The organism is Streptomyces torulosus (genome assembly GCF_001419765.1).
In the GTDB taxonomy this organism is placed as follows: Bacteria; Actinomycetota; Actinomycetes; order Streptomycetales; family Streptomycetaceae; genus Streptomyces; species Streptomyces torulosus.
In genome coordinates this window covers 1-11,915 of sequence record NZ_LIRK01000836.1, presented here as the reverse complement: position 1 = coordinate 11,915, position 11,915 = coordinate 1, and the positions used below count along the sequence as shown (strand labels likewise).

The window sequence follows — 11,915 nt, the reverse complement described above, 5'->3', positions numbered from 1 at the left end:
GGCCGGGGCCGGGGCCGGGGCAGGACCGGGAACGGCAAGGACATGCCCGGGCGGATTCCGGTGCGCACCCGTCACCCGGTTGTGCGCCGAACTCACCGAAACCCCTGACGGCGACGGCCGCCGCCCGAGGCGGTGATCTGCGCCTACGCTCGGCAGGTCGGCCGCCTCACTGCCCGCCGTCGAATCTCGCGCTCGTCAGCGGGGCGACCGTCGTCCAGCCGAGGGACGCGTACAGGGCCCGGCCGTCCGGTGTCCCGCTCAGTACACCGACCTCCGCGCCCTCCTCGAACGCCGCCCTGGTCAGGGTGCGCATGACGAGCGTGCCGAGGCCCCGGCGGCGGTGGGACGCGGAGGTCTCTATCTGGTCGACGACCGCGGTCCGCCCCGTCGGGGCGATCTGCCCGCGGGCGGCCCACGAGCCGTCCGGTGCGGCGACCATCGTGCGGATCACGCCTCCCCGGGCCCAGGTGCGCTGGCGGTAGCCCTCCGGGGCGGTCACGGCAGGGCCTTCCGGTGTCCCCAGGGGCGCGGTCATCAGCCAGCCCGGCTCGGGGTCGACCCACCAGCCCTCGCCCAGGCAGGCGGCGACTCTCGACGCGTCGGCGAAGACCTTGAGCCACACTCCGACCCCGGTGACCGCGCCGGCCACCTTCCGGACCGTCTCCTCCTCGACGTCGTCATGGGTCCCCGCGAGGACATGGCGGGTGACGTGGGCGGCCGTTCCGTTGTCGATCGTGCAGCCCCAGGGCTCCACCACCGGGGGCGCCGCGCCCCGCGAGACGACCCAGCCGTCGACCCAGGCCCGCACGATTCCGTCCACTGTCGCCCCCGTGTAGGTGTGGCACATCAATCCATCTGTAATGGGTGTAGCGGCGCTCAGGCTATTACCTGTGAGGGTGATGTGTCAGCGGGTGGCCGCCGGTCCGTCGTCCCGTCCCTGATCGCCCACAGCGAACGACCCGGCCCTCGGGGAACATCCGCGGGCTCATGTGCATTGAGTCGGCATAGCTCAACTTGAATGCCGAGGGAGAGATCATGGCTTCGATGTCCGCACCGCTCACCCTGCCCGTACTGCCGCTCGACGACGAGGTCGTGCTGCCCGGCATGGTGGTGCCGCTGGACCTCAATGACACGGATGTACGGGCCGCGGTGGAGGCCGCGCAGGCGGCGGCGCGGGCGGAACGCGGTAAGCCGAGGGTGCTGCTGGTGCCGCGGATCGACGGCGCGTACGCGGCCACGGGTGTGCTCGGCACCGTCGAACAGGTGGGCCGCCTGGCCGACGGCGACCCGGGCGCGCTGATCCGGGGACGCGGCCGCGTGAAGATCGGGGCCGGGACCACCGGGCCCGGGGCGGCGCTGTGGGTCGAGGGGACCCGGGTCGAGGAGAGCGTGCCGGAGCCGCTGCCCGGCCATGTCGCCGAACTGGTCACCGAGTACAAGGCACTGGCCAGTAGCTGGCTGCGCAAGCGCGGCGCCTGGCAGGTCGTGGACCGTGTGCAGGCGATCGACGACGTCTCCGCGCTGGCCGACAACTCCGGCTACTCGCCGTTCCTGACGACCGAGCAGAAGGTGCTGCTGCTGGAGACGGCCGACCCGGTCGCCCGGCTGAAGCTCGCCACCCAGCAGCTCCGCGACCACCTCGCCGAACAGGACGTCGCCGAGACCATCGCCAAGGACGTCCAGGAGGGCGTCGACAAGCAGCAGCGGGAGTTCCTGCTGCGGCGTCAGCTCGAAGCCGTCCGCAAGGAACTGCGCGAGCTGAACGGCGAGAAGGAGGGTGAGGAGTCCGACGACTACCGCGCCCGGGTCGAGGCCGCCGACCTGCCCGAGAAGGTCAGGGAGGCCGCGCTCAAGGAGGTCGACAAGCTGGAGCGGTCCAGCGACCAGTCCCCCGAGGGCGGCTGGATCCGCACCTGGCTCGACACCGTGCTCGAACTGCCGTGGAACGAGCGGACCGAGGACGCCTACGACATCCAGGGCGCGAAGGGTGTCCTGGACGCCGAGCACGCCGGCCTGGAGGACGTGAAGGAGCGCATCACCGAGTACCTAGCCGTGCGCAAGCGGCGCTCCGACCGCGGGCTCGGTGTCGTCGGCGGCCGGCGCGGCGGTGCCGTGCTCGCCCTCGTCGGGCCGCCCGGCGTGGGTAAGACCAGCCTCGGCGAGTCCGTGGCGCACGCCATGGGGCGGAAGTTCGTCCGGGTCGCCCTCGGCGGCGTACGGGACGAGGCGGAGATCCGCGGCCACCGGCGTACGTACGTGGGCGCGCTGCCCGGCCGTATCGTCCGCGCCATCAAGGAGGCGGGGTCGATGAACCCCGTCGTCCTGCTCGACGAGATCGACAAGGTCGGCTCCGACTTCCGGGGCGACCCGGCCGCCGCGCTGCTGGAGGTCCTCGACCCGGCGCAGAACCACACCTTCCGGGACCACTACCTGGAGGTGGAGCTGGACCTGAGCGACGTCGTCTTCCTCGCCACGGCGAACGTCCTGGAAGCCATCCCCGACGCGCTGCTCGACCGTATGGAGCTCGTCCGGCTGGACGGTTACACGGAGGACGAGAAGATCGTCATCGCCCGGGACCACCTGGTGCCGAGGCAGCTGGAGCGGGCCGGCCTCGACGCCGACGAGGTCACCCTCGACGAGAGCGCGCTGCGCAAGCTCGCCGGTGAGTACACCCGCGAGGCCGGGGTGCGGAACCTGGAGCGGTCGGTCGCCCGGCTGCTGCGCAAGGTGGCCGCCCAGCACGAACTGGGCGAGCGGGAGCTGCCGTTCACCGTCACGGACGCCGACCTGCGCGCACTGATCGGACGCCCGCACCACGTGCCCGAGTCCGCCCAGGACCCGGCGGAGCGGCGCACGGCCGTCCCCGGGGTGGCCACGGGGCTCGCGGTCACCGGCGCCGGCGGCGACGTCCTCTACGTCGAGGCGTCGCTGGCCGACCCGGAGACGGGCGCGGCGGGACTGACGCTCACCGGGCAGCTGGGCGACGTGATGAAGGAGTCCGCGCAGATCGCGCTCTCCTTCCTGCGCTCGCACGGCGCCGAACTGGAACTGCCCGTCGCCGATCTGAAGGACCGGGGCGTGCACATCCACTTCCCGGCGGGCGCGGTGCCCAAGGACGGACCGAGCGCCGGTGTCACCATGACGACGGCCCTGGCCTCGCTGCTGTCCGGCCGGCTGGTCCGCACGGACGTGGCGATGACCGGTGAGGTCTCGCTCACCGGGCGGGTCCTGCCCATCGGCGGCGTCAAGCAGAAGCTGCTCGCCGCGCACCGGGCCGGGGTCACCACGGTGATCATCCCCAAGCGCAACGAGGCCGACCTGGACGACGTCCCCGCCGAGGTCCTCGACAAGCTGGAGGTCCACGCCGTCACCGACGTCCGCCAGGTGCTGGAACTGGCCCTCGCCCCCGCGGAGGTGGCGGTCCCGGCGGCCGCCTGACGGCCGCACGACAGTACGGCCGCCCGGCACACGGGCGGCCCCGCGAAGCTCCGGCGGTGACGTGACGGACATCCGCCGGACGAGGGAAGGCCCGGGTCCCGTGAGGGAGGCCCGGGCCTCTCCCTTGGGTGGCCCGCCACGGGTGTGGCCCGTCACGCGCGCGTTCCCGGCGGTCCGTGTCACCCCTCACCTGCGGAATACTTACGGCGCCGCCCGCGACGGCGGTCCGCGGCGGAAACTTTCGGCAACTCTTCGGCGACGCGGAACCGGGATCAGGAGCGCTGACGTGCAGGACGAGGGCGGAAACGGCGGCCAGGGCGACATCGGGCCCGGGATGCCGACCGGCGGCATGGACCAGGCGTTCCTCGCGCTGGAGCGGGAACTGACGGTCCTGCTGCGGCGCGCCCGCGCCAAGTCCGGCGAGATGGCCCGGGCGGTCCACCCGGACCTGGAGTCCGCCGCGTACGGCCTCCTCGCCCGGCTCGACGAGACGGGACGGCTGCGCGCCACGGAACTCGCCGCGTACATCGGCGTCGGCAAGGCCACGATGTCCCGTCAGCTGCGCGCCCTCGAACACCTCGGCCTCATCGCCCGCGAACCCGACCCGGCCGACGGCCGCGCCTGGCTCGTCCACCTCACCGACGAGGGGCGGGCGCGGTTCCGCGCGGTGCGCGACGCCCGGCGGGTGGCGTACGTACGCCAACTGGCCGACTGGGACCGCGACGAGGTGGCCCAACTCGCACGACTCCTGCATCAGCTGAACCGGGGCGTGGAGGGCTGACGCCGCGAGCGGCGCGCCGGGCCGGGTGACCGCGCCTCACCACGGACCCCTCGGCGGCGCCGTCTTCAGGGCGCCGCCGATCACCGGCCCGCGCCCGCACACCTCCGCGTGCCCGCACCTTTCCGCGCCCTCACAGCTCCGCGAACACCACGCTCGCGTCGTCGTGGGTCTTCGCCCGGCCGAGGAAACGGCGTTCGGTGTCGGCGTCCTCCAGGTCCCGTACCCGCTCCACCAAGGCGGCCGCGCCCTCCTTGCGCAGGTACGTGAAGCAGTCCTCCCAGCCGCCCTCGCGGAACATGTCCACCCAGCGGGTCGCCCCGTCGGTCAAGGCGGCCACGGCCCGGACCCGTTCGCGCGGGACGGCCCCCGTCACCGCCCGCGCCGCCACGGCCGGATCGGCCGCCGCCGTCCAGAAGCCGCCCTCCTTGTTGCGGACCGTCGAGTCGGCGATCGCGGCGGTGGCGAGGGAGGCCCGCGGGAGCCGGGACAGACGGTCGTCCAGCACCGTCGTCAGCAGCCCGTCCGGCCCCTCGAACAGCAGCGCGGAGTCGGAGAGGACCAGGTACTCCAGCGTCTGTGCCGACCACCGCGCCAGAACCACTGTGGCCTGTGGGGTTCTTGGGTGAGAAAGGTCACAGGTTTGGGCGTGCGCCCGGGCGGTACGAGAGATGGCCTGCGCAAGAACGGCGGCCAGGGGTGAATCCCGTTCCGAAAGGGACAGTTCGGTCAGTGCGCCGCCGAGGCGGGAGGTGAACCATGCGACCGAATGTCGACAGCCGTAGTCGGCGGGCGGTGGTGTCACGCCGTCGAGGAGGACCACGGCACCGCCCTGTCCCCCGGCGGGAAGCGCGACCGACGCGAAGTCCTCGTTGGGGCGGGAGGGATGGCCGGGCTCAGAGACGAGTTCCGTACGCATTCGGCCAGTCTGCACGAGCCCTCCACGAGATCCGCGAAAGGCCGACAATGGTCGCCGTACGCCCCGGACCCTCCAGCCCGGGCGCCGGGTTTGGCATGGAATGATCGTGAGTGGGGAAGCGCGGCGGCGAATACTGCCAAAGCGCGTCGCCGACGTCCAACCGGCCGACCGGGCGGGGCATCGGCACGAGCCGGGGGAACTTGCCCGCCAACTCCCCGGCGATGTTCACTCCTTCGGGTGGCGGGACTGATGATGCGGGACCACCACCCACCGGCACTGGGAGGGTCGGGAGCCGTACCGGGGGGACGCTCACAAGTTGACGGAACGTCACCCGGGCCCATGGGTACACGAGTCAGGAATGCGAGCACCGGTGCAGAAGACGCGGCCTCGGCGCGCAGGCAAGAAGGCAGCTTCGAAGGCCTCCGCGGCCTCCCCGAACCAGCAGGGGACGGCACAGCAGGCCCCCACCGTCGGCACCGGGCGCAAGGCGCACGTACGTAACCGGCTCATCATCGCCGTGGCCGTCGTCGCCGCCGCCATCGCGGGCGCCGGGTCGCCGTCGGTCCTCGCCGCCTCGGAGCAACTGCACGACACCCAGTCCCTGGTCACGCTCGCCGAGCAGACCCAGGAGACGCTCACCCTCGCCCACGCTCTCGCCGACGAGCGTGACGAGGTCACCGCGTACATCGCCGCCGGACGGCCCAAGTCGGCTGCCCCCGACGAGCAGCGCGCCGACCGCGTCGACCGCCAGGTCGCGGAGCTGAGCGCCGACACCGACACCTCCGCCGCGCTGCGCGAGGACATCCGGTCCATCGCCGCCGTACGGAAAGCGGCGCTCTCCGGCAAGAGCACCGCTCTCGAAGCGCACCAGGCGTACACCGCCGTCGTCACCGAACTCCACGCGCTCGCCGAGGAACTCGCCCAGCAGCTGCCGCCCCGCGCGGGCGGCGGGGCGTACGCCCTCGCCGAACTCGACACCGCCGTCCAGCAGGCCGCCGCCGCCCGCGGACTGCTCGTCGCCGCGCTCAGCGTGCCGCGGACCACGCAGACCGTCATCGACCCGGCGACCGGGCTGCCCACCACCACGACCGGCTCCTCCGCCGCCGACGACAAGCAGCGCGACGCCCTCGGCGCCGCGGCCCAGCAGGCCCGCGTCCGCTCCGACGCCGCCCTCGCCCACTTCCGCGAGACCGCGCCCGCCACCGCCCGCTCCTCGTACGACGCCACGGTCACCGGCCCCGAGGCCGACACCGCCGAGAAGTACCTCACGCGCCTCACCGACCAGCCCACCCTCTCCGACGACGAGAAGACCACCAGCGCCACCAAGGTCGACGCCGCGCTCTCCGCCCGTGTCGACCTGATGCGCGGCGCCGAGTCCTCCCTCTACGACCGGCGCACCAAGGACCTCGCCCAACTGCGCGACGACGACGTCACCGCGCTGGAGATCCGGGTCGCCCTCCTCGGCGCGCTGATGCTCCTCGCCGTTGGTGTCGCCACCGGCATGGCCCGCTCGCTCACCCGCCCGCTCGCGGTACTGCGCATCGGTTCCGCGCGTGTCGCCGGCGACCCCCTCGCCGAGGAACCCGTCAAGTTCACCGGCCGCAACGACGAGTTCGCCCAGGTCGTCCGCTCCGTCAACGCGCTTCACGCGCACGCCCTCGCCCTGCACGAGCGGCTCGCGCCCCTGGAGGGCGACCGCAAGCACCTCATCGGCCAGCGTCAGACCATGGCCGACGAACGTGACCGGCTGCGCGCCGAACTCGCCGAGGCCGGCGCCCACCTGGGCAGGATCCAGCACAGCATCAACGGCACGTTCGTCAACCTCGCCCTGCGCACCCTCGGCCTCGTCGAACGGCAGCTCGCCGTCATCGAGTCCCTGGAGGAGCGCGAGCAGGACCCCGACCGGCTCGCCACCCTCTTCAAGCTCGACCACTTCGCGACGGTCATGCGCCGCCACAGCGAGAACCTCCTCGTCCTCGCCGGCCACGAGCACATCCAGCACCACGCCGGAGCCGTCCCGCTGGTCGACGTCGTGCGCGCCGCGGTCAGCGAGATCGAGCGCTACGAGCGGGTCCGTATCGCCGCGTTGCCGCCGAGCGCGCACATCGCCGGGTTCGCCGCCGACGACCTCAGCCACCTCCTCGCCGAACTCCTGGAGAACGGCACGACGTTCTCGCCGCCGGAGATGAGCGTCGAGGTCTCCGGTCGGCTGATGGAGAACGGCGAGGTCACCGTCTCCGTCCAGGACGGCGGCATCGGCATCCCCGCCGACCGGCTCGCGAAGCTCAACGCCCGCCTCACCGACTTCGACCCCGACGCCCCCTACGACCAGGAGGACGGGGAGGACCTCGGCCTCGGCCTCTACGTGGTGGCCCGCCTCGCCCACCGGCTGGGCACCCGGGTCCGGCTCCAGGAGCAGACACCGGGCGGCACCGCCGCGGTCGTCGTCCTGCCCAGGACGCTGCTGGCCACGACGCCGGCCCCGCCCGCCGCCGGGCCGGCGCCCACCGCGGGGCCCGTGCTGTCGCTGCCCGGCATCGCCGCCGAGACCAACGACGGCGCCCTGCCCGCCCGCACCGTCGCCGTCCGCGAACCCGAGGGCGACGGCGACCCGCTGATCGAGGCCGCGGAACGGGCGTTGCTCGCCCGGGACGCCGCCCACACCGCCGGACGCGCGGGGAACGCGGCCGGCACGGCGGACGACGAGGACACCGCACCCGCCACGAACGGGGACGCGGCCACAGACACGGACACGGCCGTCCGCGCGGGGAACGCGGACACGGCCACGGACACCGACTCGGCCCTCCGCGCGGGGAACGCGGACACGGCCGGGGACGACGAGGACGACGACGTACGGGAGGACCCGCCGGGGGCACCGACGGAGTCCGTCTCCGAGACCACCATGGAGCTGTTCGCTCCCGTGGTCCCGGAGCAGGCCGCCGACGAGGACGCCGACGACCCGTACACCATCGGCCCCGACACCCATGAGCGCGCCGCCGACGAGGGGGACGCGGCGCGCACGCCGGCGAAGGCCCCGCGCCTCACCGACAAGGGCCTGCCCAAGCGCACGCCCCGGATCACCGCGCCCGTGCCCACGACCCCCAAGCCGCGCGCGGGGGGCGTGAACGCCGAGGAGCTCAGGCGTCGGCTCGGCGGGTTCCACCAGGGGGCCAGGGAGGGACGCCGTGACGTCGAGGCGGAGATCGCCGAGCAGTCGGGCGAGACACGGGCACCCGAGCCACAGGAGTACCGGACAGAGGCAGTTGACACCACGGGGGGCACTTCCGAGGAGGCAAGCAGTTGACCGCGCCCAGTACCTTCGGCTTGAGCAGTGAAGCCCGCAACCTGCACTGGCTGCTGACCAACCTCGTCGAGGAGGTGCCGGGACTGCTGTCGGTCGCGGTGGTCTCCTCCGACGGTCTGCTGCTGCTCTCCTCCGACCCCGGCCGCAACGCCGAGGCCCGCGAGGCCCAGGGTGAACGGCCCCAGGGCCCCCGGGGCTCCGCCGCCGACCTCGCCACCATCGTCTCCGGCATCGGCAGCCTCACCATCGGCGCCGCCAAGCTGATGGAGTTCGGCGGGGTCAAGCAGACGATGGTCGCGATGGACGAGGGCAGCCTCTTCGTGATGTCGATCAGCGACGGCTCGCTGCTCGGCGTCCACGGCTCCCCGGACTGCGACATGAGCGTGGTCGCGTACCACATGGCCCTCTTCGTCGGCCGCGCCGGACACGTCCTCACGCCCGAACTCCGCAGCGAACTGCGCAAGTCCCTGGAGGCCGAGGAGATCGAGGCGGCCGGGAGCAGGCGATGAGCGGCGCCAAGAAGACGAGGGCGCGTGCCCCCAAGCCGGGCTCGGCGAGGAAGCCGGGCCCGCAACGGAGCCCCCACAAAAGACTCCCGATGCGCGGCGGGGACCGCAAACCCGCACGCGTACGCCCCTACTCCCTGACGGGCGGCCGCACCCGCTTTGGTCATGTGCTCCTCGTCGAGACCTTCGTCGCCGTACTCGAAGCCCCGGCCGACAGGCCGGAGCCGGACGGGCTCAGCGCCCACGCGTCCGGCAGCGGCGGAGGTTCCCTCACCGGCAAGGTGATGCCCGAGATGCGGGCCATCGTCGAACTCTGCCGCCGTATGCGGACGGTGGCGGAGATCGCCGCGCTGCTCAAGATGCCGCTCGGCGTGGTCCGCGTCCTCCTCAGCGATCTCGCGGACCAGGGAAAGATCCGTGTGTACGGAACAGGTCACGGCCCGGGACAGCCGGACCGCGCTCTGCTGGAAAGGGTGCTGAGTGGACTCCGCAGTCTCTGACGCCGCCTCGCCTGGCGTCACCCCCGACGCCTCGCCCGGCGTCACCCCGGGCGTCACCGTCGACGCCCCCCGGCCCGGCGGCTTCGCCCGGGCCGCCTCCCGCGGTCTCGACCGCCTGGCCGGGGCGCCCATGCCCCGGTACGCGCCGGAGCCCGAGGAGGACCTGAAACCCTGGCAGGCCGACCTGTCCCGCGCCCCCATCGCCACCAAGATCGTGGTGGCGGGCGGCTTCGGCGTCGGCAAGACCACCCTCGTCGGCGCGGTCTCCGAGATCACCCCGCTGCGCACCGAGGCCCTGATGACCGAGGCCAGCGCCGCCACGGACGACCTCTCCGCGACCCCGGAGAAGATCACCACCACCGTGGCCATGGACTACGGCCGCATCACCCTCGACGACGACCTCGTCCTCTACCTGTTCGGCACGCCCGGCCAGGAGCGGTTCTGGTTCATGTGGGACGACCTGGTGCGCGGCGCGATCGGCGCCATCGTCCTCGCCGACACCCGCCGTCTCACCGACTGCTTCCCCGCGCTCGACTACTTCGAGAGCTGCGGCCTGCCGTACATCGTCGCCGTCAACGAGTTCGACGACAGCGACCGCTACGAGCCGGAGGACGTACGGGACGCGCTGACCGTGCCCGCCCATGTACCTGTCATGATCATGGACGCGCGGAACCGGGCCTCGGTGCTGGAGACCCTGCTCGCGCTCTGCGGCCACGCGATATCCGTCAGCCCCGAGTAGCCCCGGCGGGGGGCGCGGGGCACACAGAGGCGTAGGAGACCAGTCCGGATGCGGAAGATACTCGTCGTCGGAGCCGGCCAGTCCGGGCTCCAACTCGCCCTCGGCCTCCAGTCGCACGGGTACGAGGTCACGCTGATGTCCAACCGTACGGCGGACGAGATCCGGCACGGGCGGGTCATGTCGACGCAGTGCATGTTCCACACCGCCCTCCAGCACGAGCGGGATCTCGGGCTGAACTTCTGGGAGTCCCAGGCGCCGAGGATGACGGGCATCGGCGTCTCCGTCTCCGGCCCCGGCGCCGAGCGCCTCGTCGACTGGGTGGGGCGGCTCGACGGGTACGCCCAGTCCGTCGACCAGCGGGTGAAGATGGCCGGCTGGCTGGACACGTTCGCCCAGCGGGGCGGCCAACTGGTCATCCACGGCGCGGCCGTCTCCGACCTCGACTACTTCGCCCGGGTCCACGACCTGGTCCTGGTCGCCGCGGGCAAGGGCGAGCTGGTCTCCATGTTCGCCCGTGACGCCGCCCGTTCGCCGTTCACCCGTCCGCAGCGTTCCCTCGCCGCGGCCTACGTCCACGGCCTGGAGCCCCGCCCCGAGCACCCCGACCACGAGGTGGCCCGCTGCAATCTGGTGCCCGGCGTCGGTGAACTCTTCGTCACCTCCACGCTGACCACGTCCGGCTGGGCGGACGTGCTCTTCTGGGAGGGGGTGCCCGGCGGCCCGGCGGACGTCTTCCAGGGTGTCACCGACCCGTCCGAGCACCTCGCCCTGACCCTGGACCTCATGGAGCGGTTCGTCCCGTGGGAGTACGCGCGGACCGGCCGGGTCGAACTCACCGACGCGGGCGGGGTGCTGGCCGGCCGGTACACCCCCGTCGTGCGGCAGCCGGTCGCCCATCTGCCGGGCGGTGGGCTCGCCTTCGGCGTGGCCGACGTGGTCGTGGCCAACGATCCGCTCACCGGCCAGGGCGCCAACACGGCGTCCAAGTGCGCGGCGGCGTATCTGCGGGCCATCCTGGACCACGGGGACGCGGAGTTCGACGAGGCGTGGATGCGGCGCACGTTCGAACGGTTCTGGGCGCAGACGGCGGGCCCGGCGACGAAGTGGACGAACGCGATGCTCGGGGAGCCGCCGGAGCACGTGCTGACCCTCATCGGCGCGGCCGGCGCCCTGCCCCGCGTGGCCGACCGCTTCGCGAACGGCTTCGACGACCCGGCGGACTTCGAGAACTACTTCTTCGAGGCGGAGAAGACCGAGGCGTACCTGTCGGAGGTCGCGGGCGGCTGAGCGCCGCGGGGGCGACGCGCCCCGGCCACCGCGCCGGAGACGCTCGCCGGCCTCCCCTCACACGACATCACGGGCCCCCTCCTCCCTCACCACACGTTGTAGCCCGTGTCCGAGCCCTTCTTCGCCGCCCTCGGGAGTTTCGGGAGGGCGAACCGTTTCAGGGGTTTGGCCTTGGGGTCGGGGCGTACGGCGCCCAGGAGGGGGTGGGCGGCGATCGGGGAGACCTTGACGGTGGTGCCGGGGCGGGGGGCCTGCACGACCAGGCCCTTGCCCAGGTAGAGCGCGACATGGGTGGCCTTCGGGTAGTACAGGACCAGGTCACCGGGGCGCAGCTTGGTGAGGGGGATGCGCGGGAGACGGGCCCACTGGGCCTGGCTGGTGCGGGGGATGCGGCGTCCGGCGTGCGACCAGGCGAGGGAGGTCAGCCCCGAGCAGTCGTACGCC

10 protein-coding genes are annotated in these 11,915 nt (G+C 72.9%); 7 read left to right on the top strand and 3 right to left on the bottom strand.

Annotated elements, in window-relative coordinates; translation table 11 throughout:
- Positions 1–166: 166 nt before the first annotated feature.
- Positions 167–847, bottom strand: a complete 681-nt coding sequence (locus tag AOK23_RS41030) for a GNAT family N-acetyltransferase (RefSeq protein ID WP_079049996.1) — start codon at positions 845–847, stop codon at positions 167–169.
- 188 nt (positions 848–1,035) lie between these two features.
- On the opposite strand from AOK23_RS41030, the gene lon reads away from it, so the two are divergent.
- Both lon and AOK23_RS41020 read left to right on the top strand, forming a co-directional pair.
- Positions 1,036–3,438 (top strand): endopeptidase La, encoded by a 2,403-nt coding sequence (lon, locus tag AOK23_RS41025; protein ID WP_055717497.1) that lies wholly within the window; start codon positions 1,036–1,038, stop codon positions 3,436–3,438.
- 286 nt (positions 3,439–3,724) lie between these two features.
- Positions 3,725–4,219, top strand: coding sequence for a MarR family winged helix-turn-helix transcriptional regulator (locus AOK23_RS41020; RefSeq protein WP_055717496.1), 495 nt, complete (start codon positions 3,725–3,727; stop codon positions 4,217–4,219).
- A 130-nt stretch (positions 4,220–4,349) separates the two neighbouring features.
- Here AOK23_RS41020 and AOK23_RS41015 read toward each other — a convergent pair whose 3' ends face one another.
- Positions 4,350–5,135: a protein phosphatase 2C domain-containing protein gene (locus AOK23_RS41015; RefSeq protein WP_055717495.1), complete on the bottom strand. Its 786-nt coding sequence runs from the start codon at positions 5,133–5,135 to the stop codon at positions 4,350–4,352.
- A 370-nt stretch (positions 5,136–5,505) separates the two neighbouring features.
- Here AOK23_RS41015 and AOK23_RS41010 point away from each other — a divergent pair, with 370 nt between their 5' ends.
- From AOK23_RS41010 to AOK23_RS40990, 5 genes are read left to right on the top strand one after another with little or no spacing between them, the layout of a single operon-like run.
- Positions 5,506–8,439 (top strand): sensor histidine kinase, encoded by a 2,934-nt coding sequence (locus AOK23_RS41010; protein ID WP_055717494.1) that lies wholly within the window; start codon positions 5,506–5,508, stop codon positions 8,437–8,439.
- Positions 8,436–8,948: a roadblock/LC7 domain-containing protein gene (locus tag AOK23_RS41005; RefSeq protein ID WP_055518822.1), complete on the top strand. Its 513-nt coding sequence runs from the start codon at positions 8,436–8,438 to the stop codon at positions 8,946–8,948. The genes AOK23_RS41010 and AOK23_RS41005 overlap by 4 nt, the downstream gene beginning before the upstream one ends.
- The gene (locus tag AOK23_RS41000) at positions 8,945–9,445 is read left to right on the top strand and encodes a DUF742 domain-containing protein (protein WP_079049995.1); all 501 of its coding nucleotides are present in this window, start codon (positions 8,945–8,947) and stop codon (positions 9,443–9,445) included. Before AOK23_RS41005 ends, AOK23_RS41000 begins: the two co-directional genes overlap by 4 nt.
- On the top strand, positions 9,426–10,184 hold the full coding sequence (locus AOK23_RS40995) for an ATP/GTP-binding protein (RefSeq protein ID WP_055717492.1): 759 nt from the start codon (positions 9,426–9,428) through the stop codon (positions 10,182–10,184). Before AOK23_RS41000 ends, AOK23_RS40995 begins: the two co-directional genes overlap by 20 nt.
- A gap of 48 nt (positions 10,185–10,232) precedes the next feature.
- Entirely contained in the window at positions 10,233–11,471 is a 1,239-nt protein-coding gene (locus AOK23_RS40990) for a styrene monooxygenase/indole monooxygenase family protein (protein WP_055717491.1), read from the top strand.
- A gap of 86 nt (positions 11,472–11,557) precedes the next feature.
- Here the strand turns inward: AOK23_RS40990 and AOK23_RS40985 are convergent.
- On the bottom strand, positions 11,558–11,915 hold a 358-nt coding region (locus tag AOK23_RS40985), incomplete at its 5' end, for a C40 family peptidase (RefSeq protein WP_206336430.1).